The organism is Nonomuraea sp. SBT364, assembly GCF_001083785.1.
GTDB lineage: Bacteria > Actinomycetota > Actinomycetes > Streptosporangiales > Streptosporangiaceae > Nonomuraea.
Map to the genome: position 1 here is coordinate 50,067 of NZ_LAVL01000014.1, position 17,124 is coordinate 67,190.

The following is a 17,124-nucleotide window of genomic DNA, read 5'->3' on the forward strand; positions in this document are numbered from 1 at the left end:
TCGACCGAGGGCCCGGAGTCCCGAGACCCGGGCCTTCGGGCTATCTGCCAGGCTCTAGGAGAAACCGAATGAGCGGCCGATGAACGCTGAGACGCCCGCCGTACAACTGGAGGGCATCACCAAGCGCTTCCCCGGTGTCGTGGCCAACCACGACATCCGCATCACCGTCGAACCCGGCACGGTGCACGCGATCGTCGGGGAGAACGGCGCCGGCAAGTCGACCCTGATGAAGATCCTGTACGGGATGCAGAAGCCGGACGAGGGCACCATCACGGTCAACGGCCGGGAGGTGGCCTTCCGCACCCCGAGCGACGCCATCGACGCCGGCATCGGCATGGTGCACCAGCACTTCATGCTGGCCGACAACTTCACCGTGCTGGAGAACATCGTCCTGGGCGCCGAGCCGCGCAAGGCCGGCGTCGTGCTCGACACGGCCAGGGCGCGGGCGCGGATCAACCAGCTCGCCGAGAGCCACGGGCTGCGGGTCGACCCCGACCGGCTCGTGGAGGACCTCGGCGTCGGCGACCGGCAGCGGGTGGAGATCCTCAAGGTCCTCTACCGGGGCGCGCGCATCCTCATCCTCGACGAGCCGACCGCGGTGCTCGTGCCGCAGGAGGTCGACGAGCTCTTCGAGAACCTGCGCGAGCTCACGGCCGGCGGCCTCACCGTCATCTTCATCTCGCACAAGCTGGACGAGGTGCTCAGCATCGCCGACGCGATCACCGTGATCCGGCGCGGCACCACCGTCGCCAGCGTGAACCCGCGCGAGGTGACCGCGCGGCAGCTCGCCGAGCTCATGGTCGGCAGCGAGCTGCCCACGCCCGAGACCCGCGAGTCCACCGTGACCGACACGGTGGCGCTGCGCGTGTCCCACCTGGGCATGGAGTCCGACGGGCGGGCGCTCCTCGACGACGTGTCGTTCGACATCCACAAGGGCGAGATCCTCGGCATCGCCGGGGTCGAGGGCAACGGCCAGTCCGAGCTCATCGAGGCCATCATGGGCCTGCGCCCGGTGAGCGGCCACGTCCTGCTGGCCGAGCAGGACATCTCCGCCTGGTCCACACTCAAGCGGCGCGAGTCCGGCATCGGCTACATCCCGGAGGACCGCCACCGGCAGGGCCTGCTGCTGGAAGCCTCGCTCTGGGAGAACCGGGTGCTCGGTCACCAGACCAGGCGGCCGTCGCGATCCGGCATCTGGATCAACCGGGGTGCCGCCAAGGCCGACACCAAACGCATCGTCAAGGCGTACGACGTCCGCACGCCCGGCGTCGACACGCTGGCGCTCGCGCTGTCGGGCGGCAACCAGCAGAAGCTCATCGTCGGCCGGGAGATGAGCGGCGAGCCGAAGTTCCTCATCGCCGCCCACCCCACCCGTGGCGTCGACGTGGGCGCGCAGGCCGCCATCTGGGACCACCTGCGCGAGGCGCGCGCGGCCGGGCTGGCCGTACTGCTGATCTCGGCGGATCTCGACGAGCTGATCGGGCTGTCCGACACGCTGCGGGTCATCTACCGGGGCCGGCTCGTGGCCGGCCTCGACCCGTCCGACGTGACCCCGGAACGGCTGGGCGGATACATGACCGGCGCGATCACCGGCACGGGGTCCAGTCCCGAGTCCGGCACTGAGGAGACGTGATGCCCGCAGGGCTCTTTCGGGCGTTGCTCACCGTGGCGGGCGCCGTCGTCGCCATCCTGGTGGCCATCGGCATCAGCAGCGTGGCGATCGTCGCGGCGGGGGCCAACCCCGGTGACGCGCTCGCCGCGTTCTTCAACTTCGGCGAGACGGACCGGTCGTTCGCCAACGGCCTCGCCCAGATGTTCAACCGGGCCGTGCCGCTGTTCCTGGCGGGTCTGGCGGTGGCCGTCGGCTTCCGGATGAACCTCTTCAACATCGGTGTAGAGGGCCAGTATCGGATCGCGGCCGTCTGCGCCGCCTACGTCGGCTCGACGTTCGTCGCGCCGGCCCCGATCCAGATCACGGTGATCATCGTGGTGGCGGCGGCCGTGGGCGGCCTCTACGCGCTGATCCCGGCCGTGATGAAGGTGACCCGGGGGGTGAACGAGGTCATCTCCACGATCATGCTGAACTACATCGCGATCAACCTGGCGGCCTTCCTCGTCCGCGGGCCCTTCGCCGGCGAGCGGGCCGAAGGACAGCTCACCACGACCACCCCGGTCTTGCCCGAGTCGGCCTGGTTCCCGAACATGAACTGGCTGCTGGAGGCGATGGGCCTGCCGGCGCCACGCGGTGGCGGGATGTGGGGCTTCCTGCTCGTCGCCGTCGTGATCGGCGTGGCGCTCTGGGTGGTGCTGGAACGGACCAAGTTCGGCTTCGACGTCAAGGCCAGCGGCCTCAACCCGTCCGCCGCGTTCGCCTCGGGCATCGGCCCGAAGCGGATGGTGATCTCCGCCATGGTGCTCTCCGGCGCGATCGCGGGCCTGATCGGGCTGCCGGAGATCCTCGGCGACCAGCACGCCTTCGGCACCAACTTCACCCCCGGCCTCGGCTACCTCGGCATCGCGGTCGCGCTGCTGGGTCGTAACAGCCCCTACGGCATCGCGGTGGCCGCGCTCCTGTTCGCCTTCCTCGACCGCGCGCAGGGGCCGTTGCAGTTCGCCGACGTGCCGCCCTCCGTGATCACGATCATGCAGGGCACCATCGTGCTCCTGGTGGTCGTCGCCAACGAGATCACCAGCCGGGTCGCGCTGCGGCGCGAGGAACGGCGCGCGGCGCGACAGCTCGGAAAGGTGAGCGCATGACCACCCTCGCCGGATCGAGCAAGATCCGCAAATATCACCTGGCGCTGATCGGCGTCGCGCTGCTCCTCATCCTGATGTCGCTGGTCCGGATCATCGCCGGGACCGACGACATCACCTCGTCCGGTCTGATCGGGGCCGCGCTGCTGTTCTCGGTGCCGATCGGGCTGGCCGGGCTCGGCGGCCTGTGGGCCGAGCGGGCGGGCGTGGTCAACATCGGCCTCGAAGGCATGATGGTGCTCGGCACCTGGTTCGCCGGCTGGGCCGGCTACCAGTGGGGGCCGGTGGCCGCGCTGTGCGCCGGGCTGATCGCGGGCGCGCTCGGCGGCCTGCTGCACGCCATCGCGACCGTCACGTTCGGCGTCGACCACATCATCAGCGGCGTCGCCATCAACCTGCTCGGGCCCGGCGTCACCCGCTTCCTGTCGGAGGTCCTCTACAAGGAGGGGTCCCCGGCCAACCAGGCGGGCGCCGGCATCACCACCTCGCCGCCGGTCTCGGGTGAGGTGTGGGAGCCCAGCCTGTGGCCGCTGTCCAGCGGACCCGACTGGCTCGGCTCGCTGGAGAAGACGCACTGGTTCCTGCTCTCCGACGTCGCCGGCATCCTGCGCGGGCTCACCCACGAGGTGAACGTGCTGGTCATCCTGGCCGTGCTGATGCTGCCGCTGACGTTCTTCGTGCTCTGGCGCACCGCCTTCGGGCTGCGGCTGCGTTCGGCGGGCGAGAACCCGTGGGCGGCCGAGTCGCTGGGCGTGAACGTCGTGCGGATCAAGTACCTGGCCGTGGTCATCTCGGGGGCGTTCGCCGGGATGGGCGGCGTGTTCCTGGTCTTCGTCAGCGACAAGTACGTCGAGGGGCAGTCGCAGGGCCGCGGTTTCATCGGCCTGGCCGCCATGATCTTCGGCAACTGGCGGCCGGGCGGGCTGGCCACGGGCGCGGGCCTGTTCGGCTACGCCGACGCCCTGCAGCTCCGCAGCCAGGGCGCGGTCACCTCGTTCCTGCTGTTCGGCGCGATCCTGCTGCTGATCTACCTGATCGTCAGAGCGCGCCGGATGCTGACGAACGGGCAATCCGCCCGCGAGTACACGATGATGGCGGCAGCCGCCGCCGGCCTGGTCGTGCTCCTCTGGCTGTGGCTGACCGTCGACAAGCTGCCGAACGAGTTCGTCTTCATCACGCCGCACGTGCTCACCCTGCTCGTGCTCCTGGTGGCGTCGCAGCGCCTGCGCATGCCCAAGGCCGACGGCGTGATCTACCGACGGGGGGACCAGCATTGAGCATCGACTGGGACGCGCTGCGCGCCGAGGCCGCCGAGGCCATGCGCCACGCCTACGCGCCCTACTCCAAGTTCCCCGTGGGCGCCGCCGCCCTGGTGGACGACGGGCGGACCGTCACGGGCTGCAACGTGGAGAACGCCTCCTACGGGGTGGGCCTGTGCGCCGAGTGCGGGCTGGTGTCCGCGCTGCAGGCGTCGGGCGGCGGCAGGCTGGTGGCCTTCACCTGTGTGGACGGCCACGGCGAGCTGCTCATGCCGTGCGGCCGCTGCCGGCAGTTGCTGTACGAGTTCGGCGGTGACGACCTGCTGGTCGAGACCGTCGACGGGCCGAAGCCGATGGCGCAGATCCTGCCCTACGCGTTCGGCCCGGTCGACCTCGACCGGATGGCGTGATGGACGCCATCGAGGTCATCGTCGCCAAGCGCGACGGCGGCGAGCTCACCGCGGCCCAGATCGACTGGGTGATCGACGCCTACGTGCGCGGGGAGGTCGCCGACGAGCAGATGTCGGCGCTCGCGATGGCGATCCTGCTCAACGGCATGAACCGGCGCGAGATCGCCGGCTGGACGCAGGCCATGATCCGCTCCGGCGAGCGCATGGACTGGTCGGCGCTCGACCGGCCCACCGCCGACAAGCACTCCACGGGCGGCGTCGGCGACAAGATCACGCTGCCGCTGGCGCCGCTGGTCGCCGCCTGCGGCGCGTACGTCCCGCAGCTGTCCGGCCGCGGCCTCGGCCACACCGGCGGCACGCTGGACAAGCTGGAGTCGATCCCCGGCTGGCGGGCGTCGCTGTCCAACGAGGAGATGCTCGGGGTGCTGCGCGCCGCCGGCGCGGTCGTCTGCGCCGCCGGCTCCGGGCTGGCCCCCGCCGACAAGAAGCTGTACGCGCTACGCGACGTCACCGGCACCGTCGAGTCGATCCCGCTGATCGCCTCGTCGATCATGTCCAAGAAGATCGCCGAGGGCACCGGGTCGCTGGTGCTCGACGTCAAGGTGGGCTCGGGCGCGTTCATGAAGACGCCCGAGCGGGCCCGCGAGCTGGCCGAGACCATGGTGGCGCTGGGCACCGACGCCGGGGTGCGCACCGTCGCGCTGCTCACCGCGATGGACCGGCCGCTGGGCCGCGCCGTGGGCAACGCCCTGGAGGTCGAGGAGTCGGTCGAGGTCCTGGCGGGCGGCGGGCCGTCCGACGTGGTGGAGCTCACCGTACGGCTGGCCAGGGAGATGCTGGAGGCCGCCGGGGTGGCCGGCAAGGACCCGGCCGACGCCCTGCGCGACGGGTCGGCCATGGACGCCTGGCGGCGGATGATCGCCGCGCAGGGCGGCGACCCGGACGGGCTGCTGCCCAGGGCCGCCGAGTCGATGACGGTCGAGGCGCCGGGGTCGGGCGTGCTCGTCCGGCTGGACGCCTACGCGGTGGGTCTGGCCGCCTGGCGGCTCGGCGCGGGCCGGGCCCGCAAGGAGGACCCGGTGTCGGCCGGGGCGGGCATCACGCTGCACGCCAAGCCGGGCGACCTGGTCAGGGCGGGCCAGCCGCTGCTCACGTTGCACGCGGACGAGACAGGCCGCTTCGAGCGGGCGCTGGAGGCGCTGCGCGGCGGCTACGAGGTCGGACCGGCGGGAGGGGAGCCGCTGCCGCTGGTCATCGACCGGATCACCGCCGGGGCCTGATGAGGGCGTCAGAAGTGCTCAGGACCACTTGCGGACCGGACGGTGGCGCGGGCATCGCGGTCACTCGGCCAGCGACTCGGCGACCAGCCGCCAGATCTCGGCAGCCAGGGCCATGTTGCCGTTTCGCTGGGCCTGCTCGGCGAGCTCGCGCAGGCCGGCGAGCGCCGCGGCCTGCTCGCCCTCCAGGAGCAGCACGCGGTTGCGGAGCACGTCGAGCCTGATCCGGTCCTGGTAGGGCAGCAGGTCGTCGAAACCGACCAGCCGGTCCAGCAGCGCGCGCGCCTCGTCGGCGCGGCCGGTGATGACGGCCATGCGGGCGCGCACCGCCAGCAGCCGCTGCTCGATGGACGGCGCGCCCGCGAACGGCAGGGCCGCCTGGATTTCCGCCACGCGTCGCTGCGCGGCCTCCGTACGCGGCGGATCGGCCAGCAGGTCCAACCGGGCCGCGCTGATCCGCAGCCTCATCCACACCTCCAGGTCGTCCCGGCCGTCGAAGCCTTGGATCGCCCGGTCCATGAGCTCGGCCGCGATGGCGCGGTCGCCCTGGCGGGCACGGACGCTGGCGGCGGTCCACAGGGCCTGCGCCCACTGCGGTCCGGAGCCCTCCTCGGCCGCCACGGCGAGCAACTCGTCGGTGTGACGCGCGGCGTCGGGGGTCCGCCCGGCCTCGGCCAGCGCCGAAACCAGGCTGAGCAGCGTCGAGGTCCGCACCCGTACGGGCAGTTTCTCGTTCTTCGCCAGCTCGTAGGCGCGCCCGGCCGCGTCGACGGCGCCGGTGATCTCACCGGTGTTGCGCATGCAGCGGGACAGCTCGGCCAGAACTCTGGCCTGAAGCTCGGGCAGCCCGATCCCGGCGCTGAGCGTGACCAGCTCGTCCAGGCACACCCGCTGCTCGGCGTACTCCTGTCTCCGGCGACGCCACTCGGCCACCCGCCAGAGCGCCTGCCAGCGCAGCAGCGGGTCCTCGCCCTCCGACGCCTTGAGGGCTTCGCTCAGCGTCTCGCCGGCCTCGTCCTGGTCCAGCGCGGTGGCCAGCGTCAGGGTCCGCGCGAGTGAAGTCGCCGTGGTCTCCGTGAGCTCCGCCGGGCTGATGCCGAGCTGTGCGGCCAGGTGCGCGACGGCCCGCTCGGTGGGCTGCCGCGCGCCGGACTCCAGCCGGGACAGATAGCCCTGCGACATGCCCTCACCGGCCAGCGCGGCGAGCGTCAGGCCGCGTTCGGTCCTCAGCTGTCTGAGTCGGCGGCCGAAGACTGGTTGCTCCAGCATGTCGTGTCTCCCGGGGCATAGGGGGTTACGCGGTCGAGCGTAGCTCAGTTGCCCAGGAGCGGACAAACTGTTGCCAGATCACTGAGCGACCTGGCGGTCATTTAGGCAAATTGATTTGGCAAAGAGTTGCCAAAAATGTGGCAAGCGGTCTAGCGTTGCTCTCGTTCGACCGACGACATGCCACACAGGAGCCCCCGATGCAGACCTTCAACACCCCCGCCGCGATCGCCGCCGTCCTCGACATCCCCGCCGGGAACATCCGGTTCGCCGCCGCCGACCGCGCCGACACCACCGTCGAGATCCGCCCCGCCAGCGCCGCCAACAGCCGCGACGTCAAGGCCGCCGAGCGGGCCACGGTCGACTACGCGGGCGGCGTCCTGCGGATCGGGGCCACCGCCGGGAACCAGTACTTCGGCCCCTCGGGCTCGATCGACGTGACCGTCCAGCTCCCCACCGGCTCCCGCGTCGAGGTGAAGGCCGCCAGCGCCACGTTCCGGGCCGACGGACGCCTGGGCGAGGTCGCGTACACCGGCTCGCACGGCGCCATCGAGATCGGCGAGGCCGAGAGCGTCCGCCTCACCACCGACGCGGGCGACGTCACCGTCGGCCGCCTGGCCGGCGACGCCCGGATCAGCACCGGCAAGGGCGGCGTCCGCGTCACCGAGGCCGAGCGCGGCACGCTCGTGCTGCGCACCGAGGCCGGCGACATCTCCGTCGGCGCCGCCGCCGGGGTCTCGGCCTCCCTGGACGCCGGGACCTCCTACGGCCGCGTCCACAACTCGCTCAGGAACGCCGGCGACACCCAGCTCACCATCCATGCCACCACCGCGTACGGCGACATCACCGCCCGCAGCCTCGAAGTCATGACCCCCACCCCGCAGGACCGTCCGGAGCTGCGGGAGATCCTGCGGGACATGGCCGACGCCGGTTTCGTCGGGGTGACGCTGCGCGTCAACGACGAGCGCGGCGAGTGGACCGCCGCCGCCGGAGCGGTCGAGCTGGGCGGCGGCGACGAGCCGTCGGTCGACGGGCACGTCCGGATCGGCAGCAACACCAAGACCTTCACCGCCACCGTGGTGCTGCGGCTCGTCGCCGAGGGCCGGATCGCATTGGACTCCCCGGTGTGCGACTACCTGCCCGAGTTCGGGCTGGACGAGCGGATCACCGTACGCATGCTGCTGCAGCACACCAGCGGCGTGTTCAACTTCACCGGCGAGTACTACGAGGACGGCACGTTCAGGCCGGGCATCCCGGCCACCGTGGCGGGCCGGGAGTGGGCCGACAAGCGGTACACCACCTACCAGCCCGAAGAGCTGGTCCGTGTCGCGCTGGCCCTCCCTGCCCGCTTCGAGCCGGGCGCCGACTGGAGCTACTCCAACACCAACTACGTGCTGGCCCGCCTGCTCATCGAAAGGGTCACCGGCCGCCCGATCGCCGAGGAGATGCGGCGGCTGATCCTGGAGCCGCTCGGGCTGACCGGCACCGTCCAACCCACCAGCGAGACCGGCATCCCCGCCCCGCACGTCCACGCCTACTACCGCTACGAGCAGGACGGCCGGGAGACGGTGGTCGACGTCACCGAGCACAACCCGTCCTGGATCTCCAGCGGCGGCGACATGATCTCCACCACCCGGGACCTGCACACCTTCATCACCGCCCTGCTGACAGGCAAGCTCCTGCCCGACGACCTGCTGGCCGAGATGTGCACCCCGGAAGCCAAGGCCGGCTACGGTCTCGGCCTCTTCGTCCAGCCGGCGCCCGGCGGCGGCACCCTCATCACCCACAACGGCGGCATGGCCGGCCACGCCGCCCTCATGTACAGCACCCCCGACGGCGGCACCACCCTCACCGCCGCACTCGCCTACGTCGACGACCCCGCCATGTCCATGAGCGCGGCCTTCCAGCAGGCGACGCAGCGCCTCGTCGAGGCGGTGTTCGGCGGCGAGCGGGCCTGAGCGGGTGACGCGGACCCGGGGCCGAAGAGGGGCTAGTCCCTCATCGGTCCCGGGTCCGCGTCATTACCGGTTCGGGGGTACATCACCGGGCTTGTTGCTGCTTGCGAAAGTCTGCCCTGGTGCCCGGCGTCCGCGCCACGGCGGCGCGGGCGGTCGAACATCGGCTCGTCGGCGCCCAGGAGTGGAAGACGCTCGTCGTGCCCGCCAAGCGCGCCCTCGTCCACCGGGCCGGGCTGGGGACCGTCGCGTGGGAGTGGGCGCCCGACTCGCGTGATCACGCGGTCCAAATCGAGATCAACCAGCCCGACGGGCTGCGGTCCACCGTCCTCTACTGCTTCAAGTGCGGGTATCCGCCGCCCGGCGCGGTGTCCGGCGTCGCCGCCGGGGACATCGCCCGTACGAACGGCGGCCCGCTCGCCGAACTGGTGGCCGACGCGCAGCTCGCGCCGGTGCGGGCCCGGTCTGGCGCGCAGGTCGCGCTCGTCAACAGGTACGACGTCCGGCAGACGATGACCGGTGGCCAGCTCATGAAGCTGCCGGCCACGCCCAACCCGGCGGGTAGTCAGCGTTCGTGCCGCGCACGGCCGGGCGGTGCGGTTCCGTGGCGCGTGCTCGGGTGTCGAGGGAGAGGGGCGCTCGCCCTCAGGCGATGAGGACCGGGGTGTCGTCGAAGATCTCGGCGAGGACGGCGCGCTGGGTGGGCAGCGCGGCCGCGTGCCGGGCGCGGCCCTCCTCGGTGATGCACACGAACACGCCGCGCCGGTCGGAGTCGCACGCGCCCCGGCTGACGAGCGCGGCCTTCTCCAGGCGGGCCACCACGCGCGAGAGCGCGCTCTGGCTCAGGTGAACCTCGTCGCACAGCTCCTGGATGCGCAGCTTCCTGTCGTGGTGGACCATCTGGTCAAGCACCTCGAACTCGCTGGGCCCCAGGCCGTGCTTGTCGCCCAGCTCCCGCTCCAGCATGCACATCGCCTTGGCGTGTTTCGCCAGGACGTAATGCCAGGTGCCGACCACGTGCGCCTCGTCCATGTCGCGGAGATTACCACTTGGCGAAAAATCATGCAACGGAATTAAATGCGCTTGCATTAGATGCGGGTGCATGTATTGTTCTGCTCCATGTCCTCTTCCTCATCCCGCTGGAGCGCGCTCGCCGTGCTCTGTGCAGTGATCTTCCTTGACGCCCTGGACGTGTCGATGGTCGGCGTCGCGCTGCCGTCCATCCAGCACGAACTCGGGCTCTCCACCTCTTCTCTGCAGTGGGTTGTCAGCGGCTACGTGCTCGGATACGGCGGTCTTCTCCTGCTCGGGGGCAGGACCGCCGATCTGCTGGGGCGGCGCAGGGTGTTCCTGGTCGCACTGGCGGTGTTCGCTGTCGCGTCGTTGCTGGGTGGCCTGGTGGACGACGGCGCGCTGCTGATCGCGGCCCGCTTCGTCAAGGGCGTGGGCGCGGCCTTCACCGCGCCGGCCGCGTTGTCGATCATCACGACCACGTTCCCCGAGGGACCGCTGCGCAACAAGGCACTGAGCATCTTCACCGCCTGCGGCGCCAGCGGCTACTCCCTCGGGCTGGTGTTCTCCGGACTGCTCACCCAGCTCGACTGGCGCTACACGATGCTGATGCCGGTGCCGGTCGCCGTCATCGCGCTGATCGCCGCGATCAAGGTGCTGCCGCGCAACGCCGAGGAGCGCGCCGAGGGCGGCCACGACCTGATCGGCGCCACGCTGATCACCGCGTCGATGCTGCTGCTCGTCTTCACCGTGGTCCAGGCCCCCGAGGCCGGCTGGACCTCCGCGCGCACGATCGGCTCCCTGGTCGCCGTCGCCGCCCTGTTCGGGCTGTTCGTGCTGACCGAGCTCAGGCTCAGGCACCCGCTGGTGCGCCTGGGCATCCTGCGCTCCGGCCCGCTGGTGCGGGCCAACATCGGGCTGGTCGTCCTCATGGGCTCGTACGTGGCCTTCCAGTTCGTGGCCATGCAGTACTTCCAGAACCTGCTCGGCTGGTCCGCGCTCGGCACCGCGCTGGCGTTCCTGCCGGCGGGACTCCTGGTGGCGGTCACCTCGACCAAGATGGGCGACCTCGCCGACCGGTTCGGCACCGGCAAGCTCATCGTGGTCGGCGCGGCCGCGCTCGCCGGCGGCTACGCGATGTTCCTCGGCATCTCCAATACGCCCAGCCTCTACGGCCTGGTGATCCCCGGCATGGTGCTGCTCGGCATCGCGTTCGCGCTGTCGTTCCCGGCGCTGAACATCCAGGCCACCAACGGCGTCCCCGACGACGAGCAGGGGCTCGCCTCCGGGCTGCTCAACACCTCCGGCCAGGTGGGCGGCGCGATCGTGCTGGCCGTGGTCACCGCGGTGCTCACCTCGGGCGGCGGCGAGATCTCCATCGGCTCGCTGCGCGCGGCCATCCTGGTCTCGCTGGTGCTGGCCCTGGCCGGGCTGGCCATCGCGGCCACCGGCCTGCGCTCGCGCAAGGCGGTGCCCGCCGCCTCCGAGGCGAAGGCGTACGAGACCGTGTGACGTGCCGGTCCATGCCGATCCGTTAGCGCGCGCTTCGCGCGGCCGTCCCCGGGGCATCTGGGTGGCATGGACGTGTCACCGCTCTTGAGGGCGGCCGCGGCGTGCGCGTGCGGGCTGGCGCTGGTGGCGTGCGGCACGCAGGGGCCGGGGACGGCCACCGCGGGGTCGCCTTCGGAGCGGGCCACGGCGGGATCGCCCGCGGGGCCGGAGTCGGGCACGCCCGCCCCCACGGCCCCCGCCGACCTGCCGACCAGCACCGCCGAGGTGGCCGTCGAGCGCGGCGGGGCCGAGCCCGCGCTGGTCACCGGGGTGCGCACCGGGCGGCACGACGGGTTCGACCGGGTGGTCGTCGACTTCGCCGGCCCGCTCCCCGGCTACACCGCCCAATGGGCCGACGAGCTCGTCCAGGACGGCTCCGGCGAGCCCATCGACCTGGACGGCGACGTCGCCCTCCACCTGCTGCTCACCCCGGCCGACGCGCACACCGAGGACGGCGAGCCCACCTGGACCGCCGGGCCCGTCGCGGGATCGCTGGAGGTCGTCAGCCGCATCGTCAAGACCGGCGACTTCGAGGGCCGCGTCGGCATCGCCCTGGTCATGACGTCGCGGACGCCGTTCCGGGTCAAGGAGTACACCGGGCCCGGCCGCCTGGTCGTCGACGTGCGACACTGACCTGGTGGTGAGAAAGATCGAAGGACCCACGCGGATCCCGGTGCCCGGCGGCAAGACCATCGAGGAGCACGTCGGCCGCGTCAACAGCGGCGACGAGGCGATCTCCATCGCCCACATGGTCGCCCCGCCCGGCTGGGACGAGCCCGCCCAGACGCCCGCGTTCACCGAATACACCGTCGTGCTGCGCGGCACCGTCCGGGTCGAGCACGCCGGCGGCGTCACCGAGGTATCGGCCGGTCAGACGCTCGTGACCGAGCCCGGCGAGAAGATCCGTTACAGCACCGGGCCCGAAGGGGCCGAATACATCGCGGTCTGCCTGCCCGCCTTCAGCCCCGAGTCCGTCAACCGGGAGGCGTAGCCCCATATCATGGGCGGATGAGCCCCACGTACGAGGAGATCCGGCGCGCGCCCAAGGTGCTGCTGCACGACCATCTCGACGGTGGTCTCCGGGCTGAGACCATCGTGGAGCTGGCGCGCGAGAGCGGTTACGACCGGCTGCCGGTGAGCGACCCAGACGAGCTGCGGCGCTGGTTCGAGGAGGCGGCCGACTCGGGGTCGCTGGAGCGCTACCTGGAGACGTTCGAGCACACCGTCGGCGTCATGCAGACCCGCGAGTCACTCGTCCGGGTGGCCGCCGAATGCGCCGAAGACCTGGCCGCCGACGGCGTCGTCTACGCCGAGGTGCGCTTCGCGCCCGAGCAGCACACCACCCTCGGGCTGAGCCTCGACGAGGTGGTCCAGGCCGTGCTGGAGGGATTCCGGCAGGGCTCCGAAGGGCGCGGCATCCGGATCGGCACGCTGCTGACCGCGATGCGGCACATGGCCCGCTCGATGGAGATCGCCGAGCTGGCCGTGCGCTACCGCGACGTGGGCGTGGCCGGGTTCGACATCGCCGGGGCCGAGGCGGGCTACCCGCCCACGCGGCATCTCGACGCGTTCGAATACCTGCAGCGCGAGAACGCGCACTTCACCATCCACGCCGGCGAGGCGTTCGGGCTGCCGTCGATCTGGCAGGCCATCCAGTGGTGCGGCGCCGACCGGCTCGGGCACGGGGTGCGTATCATCGACGACATCTCCGTGGCCGAGGACGGCACCGCCAAGCTGGGCCGGCTCGCCGCCTACGTGCGTGACAAGCGCATCCCGCTGGAGATGTGCCCGACCTCCAACCTGCAGACCGGGGCCGCCGACTCGATCGCCGCGCACCCGATCGGGCTGCTGCGCCGGCTCCACTTCCGGGTCACGGTCAACACGGACAACCGGTTGATGAGCTCGACCAGCGTGACGCAGGAGTTCGCCAAGCTGGTGGAGGCGTTCGACTACGGGTGGGACGACCTGCAGTGGTTCGCGGTCAACGCGATGAAGTCCGCGTTCCTGCCGTTCGACGAGCGGCTGGCGCTCATCAACGGCGTGATCAAGCCCGGGTTCGCCCAGCTGAAGTGGCAGCCGTGAAACAGGTCTTCCGGTCCAGGACCGCGTTCGTGCTCGGCTGGGTGTGGGTCGCGTTCGTCGCCTTCAACGTGTGGGACCTGACCGCCCGCTACAACGGCAAGGCGTCCATGGTGGCGCTGGCCGTGCTGGGCGTGCTCACCGCGCTCGTCTACGTCGTCGCCATCCGGCCGGCCACCGTGTTCACCGAGGAGGGGCTGGTGGGGCGCAACCCGCTGCGCACCACGGTGGTGCCGTGGGCGTCGGTGCGCGAGGTGACGGTCTCCCACTCGATCAACGTCGACCACGGCGAGGACCGGGTCCTGCGGCTGTGGACGCCGATGAGCTCGGCCCGCGAGCGGGCCAGGGCCCAGCGCCGGGGGCAGGCGGTGAAGCAGCGGGGCAAGTTCAAGACCGAGCCGACGCTGACCAAGGGGGAGCAGGCCGCCGCGCAGGCGCTGTCCGGCAAGACGCACGCCGACTGGGTGGGCGAGCAGATCGGCGAGCGCGCCGACAAGGCCAGGATCCGCAACGAGGAGCCCGGCCCGGTCCGCGCCACCTGGGCCTACGACTCGCTGGCGATCGGCGTCGTGGCGCTGGTGCTGGTGGTCGCCGCCATCCTGGTGCCCTGACCGCCCGGCCTACGGGTTGCGGCGGTTGACGAACCGTTCCATGCCCGCCCGGGCGAGCCCGGTGTCCTCGACCTGGCGGGCGGCCTCCGTCTCGATGGCGAAGGCCCGTTCGACCTCCTCCGCCGAGGGGCGCAGCAGCTTGAGGTGCACCTCGGTGGCGGTGCCCGGCAGTGTCCAGCGGTGCACGAGGCCGATGGCCGTGTCGACCAGTGTGCCCGGCTCGACGATCTGGTCCAGCAGGCCGAGGGAGTGGGCCTCGGCGGCGCTCAACCGGGCCGAGCCGAGCACCAGCCCCAGCGCCCGGCCGCCGACCAGGCGGCGCAACAGGTAGCTGGCGGCGTTGGAGATCGACAGCCCGATGTGGTTCTCCGGCAGGAAGTATTCGGCCGACGGGGTGCCCAGGCGGGCGTCGAAGCAGAGCGTCCACTCCGCCGCGCCGCCCACCGCCAGGCCGTTGACGGCCGCCACCACCGGCACCCTGGTCTCCAGGACGGCCCTGGTCAGGTCGTGGAAGAGCTCGACCTCCTCGATCAGCGACCGCCCGACGGCCTGGTCGATGTCCTCACCGGCCGAGAACGCCCGGCCGGTGCCCGTGACCACGATGCCTCTGGCCCGTCCGCCGTCGCCGTGCTCGCGGACGGCCTCGGCGAGTCGCTCGCGCATGCCGGCGGTCAGCGCGTTGAGCTTGTCGGGCCGCTGGAGGGTGATCACGGCCACCTCGTCCCGTACGGTCACGTCGATCATGCCTGCTCCTTGTCCACCGGGATCGCACCGGCCCGCTGGTCGGGCCGCATGAGGTGGCGCTTCTCGATCCGCGCCGAAGGGGTCAGCCGGAAGCCGTCGACGAACTCGACGAACGCCGGCACCTTGAACGGGGCCAGGCGCTGCCTGGCGTGCTCGGCCACGCTCATGGCGGTCTCCCGGCCCGCCTCGTGGCCCGGCCTGAGCTGGACGAACGCCTTGGGCAGCTCGCCGAACAGGTCGTCGGGGACGGGCACCAGGGCGACGTTCAGCACCGCCGGGTGCTCGCCGAGCACCCGCTCGACCTCGGCGCAGGAGATGTTCTCGCCGCCCCGGCGCACCATGTCCTTCAGGCGGCCGGCGTGCCGGATCTGCCCGTCCGGATTGCGTACGCCCAGGTCGCCGGTGTGGTACCAGCCGCCGCGGAAGGCGTGCGCGGTGGCGTCGGGGTGGTTCCAGTAGCCCTTCATCATGGGCTCGCCGCGGACCAGGATCTCGCCCGTCTCCTCGTCGAGGGTGACCTCCTTGCCGGGCGGCGGCAGCCCCATCGCGCCGGTGCCGACCTGGTCGCCGGCATCCGGGGCGGACAGCAGGTCGGGGCCGCTCTCGGTGGACCCGTACAGCTCCCGCCAGGGCGCGCCCCAGCGCTCCTCGAAGGCCCGGTGCAGGGCGGGGGCGATGCCGGAGCACAGGACGAGGCGCATCCTGTTGTGCCGGTCCAGCTCGCCGGGAGGCTGTTTGTACATGAGCAGGGGCATGCTGCCCAGCACGTACGTGAGGGTCGCGCCGTGCTCGCGGGCCGAGCGCCAGAAGCCGGAGGCCGAGAAGCGGGGGAGCACGACGTGCGGGATGCCGGCCATCAGGCACAGGACGGTGGTCCACTGCGGGTCCATGTAGGAGTGGGCCTGGGCGATCATCATGACGTCGTCGTCGCGGGGCTGGATGAGGTCGGCGACGACGCGGGCGGTGGTGAGCCAGTAGGCGTGGGTGAGCATGCAGGCCTTGGGGAAGCCGGTGGTTCCCGACGTGTACTGGAAATTCGCGACATCGTCCGCGCTGGGCGATATCGCGGGTGCCGGGGTGAGGGAGCGGGCGGTGAGGGCGTCCAGGGTGTGTACGGGGCCCGGGATGTGCCGGGCGTGCTCCGGGGTGGTCAGGGTGGCGACGGCGCCGGAGTCGCGCAGCACGTGTTCCAGGTCGGCCGCCCGGTAGCGGACGTTGACCGGGACGGTGACGGCTCCCGCCTTGAGGACGGCCAGCCAGCTCAGCGGCCATCCGGGGACGTTGTCCATCATGACGGCCACCCGGTCGCCCGGCCGTACCCCGGTGGCGGCGAGCGCCCCGGCCAGCCGGTCGCTCTCCTCGTTCACCTGGGCGAAGGTCAGTGAGACGTCGGGGAAGCGGAGGAACTCGCGGTCACCGTGGCGGGCTGCGGCCCATCGGACCAGGGCGGGGATGGTGTCGGGGGGACGGTCAGGCATGCGGCGGCTCCCAGGGGAAGTCGGGCAGCAGGGAGAAGTCGGGCAGCACGGAGAGGGCGGCGGACGTCGGCGCGCGGACGGCGGCCAGGCCGATCGCCACGAACTCGGCGCACACCTGGGCCGGCGTGGAGTCGCCGTCGGGGCGGTACCACTCGCTGGTGCCGGTGCACATCGACATCAGGGCCAGGCGGGTCAGCTTCTGGTCGGCGACCCGGAACACGCCTGCGGCGAGGCCGTCGGCCAGTGTGTGCCGCCAGAAGTCCTCGTACGCGTCCCGGAGCGCGATGACCTCGTCGTGGGCGGTGCTGCCGGGGGTGAGCGAGCGCAGTTCGCCGTCCATGACCCGGGTCGTCATGGGGTTGAGCGCGTGGATGGCGGTCAGTGAGCCGATCAGCAGCGCCAGCCGTCCGGGCGGGTCCGTGACGCCGCCCAGCATGCGGCGGGTGGAGTCGATGAGGCCCCGGTGCCCGGCTTCCATCAGGCCGGCGAGCAGGGCTTCCTTGCTGGAGACGTGGTGGTAGACGCCGGCGTTGGTGAGGTGGACGGCCCTGGCGAGGTCCCTGACGCTCGTCGCGGCGTAACCCTGCTGGGCGAACAGGCGCACCGCGGCAGTCCTGATCCGCAGGCCGGCGTCGACATCCCGGGCAGTCTTCATGGGCCCTACCGAACGTTCGGTTACGCTGATATTTCGCAGCATAACCTGTAGGGGTGGACTCTGACACCGTGTGA

General features: G+C 71.6%; 17 protein-coding genes. 12 read left to right on the forward strand and 5 right to left on the reverse strand.

Going from position 1 to position 17,124, the window contains the following annotated elements; translation table 11 throughout:
- Nucleotides 1-79: 79 nt before the first annotated feature.
- From ADY59_RS09845 to ADY59_RS09865, 5 genes are read left to right on the forward strand one after another with little or no spacing between them, the layout of a single operon-like run.
- Nucleotides 80-1,633 carry an ABC transporter ATP-binding protein gene (locus ADY59_RS09845; RefSeq protein WP_049560470.1) on the forward strand — a complete coding sequence of 518 codons (1,554 nt, stop codon included), beginning with the start codon at nt 80-82 and terminating at the stop codon, nt 1,631-1,633.
- Nucleotides 1,633-2,757 carry an ABC transporter permease gene (locus tag ADY59_RS09850; protein ID WP_049560473.1) on the forward strand — a complete coding sequence of 375 codons (1,125 nt, stop codon included), beginning with the start codon at nt 1,633-1,635 and terminating at the stop codon, nt 2,755-2,757. The genes ADY59_RS09845 and ADY59_RS09850 overlap by 1 nt, the downstream gene beginning before the upstream one ends.
- Nucleotides 2,754-4,031: an ABC transporter permease gene (locus ADY59_RS09855; RefSeq protein ID WP_049560474.1), complete on the forward strand. Its 1,278-nt coding sequence runs from the start codon at nt 2,754-2,756 to the stop codon at nt 4,029-4,031. The genes ADY59_RS09850 and ADY59_RS09855 overlap by 4 nt, the downstream gene beginning before the upstream one ends.
- Entirely contained in the window at nt 4,028-4,423 is a 396-nt protein-coding gene (locus tag ADY59_RS09860; RefSeq protein ID WP_049560476.1) for a cytidine deaminase, read from the forward strand. Before ADY59_RS09855 ends, ADY59_RS09860 begins: the two co-directional genes overlap by 4 nt.
- Entirely contained in the window at nt 4,423-5,703 is a 1,281-nt protein-coding gene (locus tag ADY59_RS09865) for a thymidine phosphorylase (RefSeq protein ID WP_049560478.1), read from the forward strand. The genes ADY59_RS09860 and ADY59_RS09865 overlap by 1 nt, the downstream gene beginning before the upstream one ends.
- Nucleotides 5,704-5,763: 60 nt before the next feature.
- On the opposite strand, the gene ADY59_RS09870 is transcribed toward ADY59_RS09865, so the two are convergent.
- On the reverse strand, nt 5,764-6,969 hold the full coding sequence (locus tag ADY59_RS09870) for a helix-turn-helix domain-containing protein (RefSeq protein ID WP_049560481.1): 1,206 nt from the start codon (nt 6,967-6,969) through the stop codon (nt 5,764-5,766).
- Between the two features lie 197 nt (nt 6,970-7,166).
- On the opposite strand from ADY59_RS09870, the gene ADY59_RS53680 reads away from it, so the two are divergent.
- Together ADY59_RS53680 and ADY59_RS09880 are read left to right on the forward strand one after the other, a co-directional pair.
- Nucleotides 7,167-8,924, forward strand: coding sequence for a serine hydrolase (locus ADY59_RS53680; RefSeq protein WP_082309990.1), 1,758 nt, complete (start codon nt 7,167-7,169; stop codon nt 8,922-8,924).
- A 101-nt stretch (nt 8,925-9,025) separates the two neighbouring features.
- A complete protein-coding gene (locus ADY59_RS09880; RefSeq protein WP_156325403.1) occupies nt 9,026-9,577 on the forward strand; it encodes a hypothetical protein in 552 nt (183 codons plus the stop codon).
- On the opposite strand, the gene ADY59_RS09885 is transcribed toward ADY59_RS09880, so the two are convergent.
- Nucleotides 9,567-9,953, reverse strand: a complete 387-nt coding sequence (locus tag ADY59_RS09885) for a MarR family winged helix-turn-helix transcriptional regulator (protein ID WP_049560486.1) — start codon at nt 9,951-9,953, stop codon at nt 9,567-9,569. The two genes, ADY59_RS09880 and ADY59_RS09885, sit on opposite strands and share 11 nt — an antisense overlap.
- A gap of 87 nt (nt 9,954-10,040) precedes the next feature.
- On the opposite strand from ADY59_RS09885, the gene ADY59_RS09890 reads away from it, so the two are divergent.
- From ADY59_RS09890 to ADY59_RS09910, 5 genes are all read left to right on the forward strand, one after another.
- Complete coding sequence (locus tag ADY59_RS09890) at nt 10,041-11,444, forward strand: MFS transporter (protein ID WP_231618633.1); 1,404 nt, start codon at nt 10,041-10,043, stop codon at nt 11,442-11,444.
- Nucleotides 11,445-11,516: 72 nt separating this feature from the next.
- Nucleotides 11,517-12,116, forward strand: coding sequence for an AMIN-like domain-containing (lipo)protein (locus tag ADY59_RS09895; protein ID WP_231618634.1), 600 nt, complete (start codon nt 11,517-11,519; stop codon nt 12,114-12,116).
- A 4-nt stretch (nt 12,117-12,120) separates the two neighbouring features.
- Nucleotides 12,121-12,474 carry a cupin domain-containing protein gene (locus tag ADY59_RS09900; RefSeq protein WP_049560490.1) on the forward strand — a complete coding sequence of 118 codons (354 nt, stop codon included), beginning with the start codon at nt 12,121-12,123 and terminating at the stop codon, nt 12,472-12,474.
- A 17-nt stretch (nt 12,475-12,491) separates the two neighbouring features.
- Nucleotides 12,492-13,565, forward strand: a complete 1,074-nt coding sequence (locus tag ADY59_RS09905; RefSeq protein WP_049560493.1) for an adenosine deaminase — start codon at nt 12,492-12,494, stop codon at nt 13,563-13,565.
- Nucleotides 13,562-14,173: a PH domain-containing protein gene (locus ADY59_RS09910; RefSeq protein WP_049560494.1), complete on the forward strand. Its 612-nt coding sequence runs from the start codon at nt 13,562-13,564 to the stop codon at nt 14,171-14,173. The genes ADY59_RS09905 and ADY59_RS09910 overlap by 4 nt, the downstream gene beginning before the upstream one ends.
- A 9-nt stretch (nt 14,174-14,182) precedes the next feature.
- On the opposite strand, the gene ADY59_RS09915 is transcribed toward ADY59_RS09910, so the two are convergent.
- From ADY59_RS09915 to ADY59_RS09925, 3 genes are read right to left on the reverse strand one after another with little or no spacing between them, the layout of a single operon-like run.
- Nucleotides 14,183-14,917, reverse strand: a complete 735-nt coding sequence (locus ADY59_RS09915) for an enoyl-CoA hydratase/isomerase family protein (protein WP_049560496.1) — start codon at nt 14,915-14,917, stop codon at nt 14,183-14,185.
- Nucleotides 14,914-16,395, reverse strand: a complete 1,482-nt coding sequence (locus tag ADY59_RS09920) for an AMP-binding protein (RefSeq protein ID WP_049560499.1) — start codon at nt 16,393-16,395, stop codon at nt 14,914-14,916. Before ADY59_RS09920 ends, ADY59_RS09915 begins: the two co-directional genes overlap by 4 nt.
- Nucleotides 16,388-17,050, reverse strand: a complete 663-nt coding sequence (locus ADY59_RS09925) for a TetR/AcrR family transcriptional regulator (protein WP_197093525.1) — start codon at nt 17,048-17,050, stop codon at nt 16,388-16,390. Before ADY59_RS09925 ends, ADY59_RS09920 begins: the two co-directional genes overlap by 8 nt.
- Between the last annotated feature and the right edge of the window lie 74 nt (nt 17,051-17,124).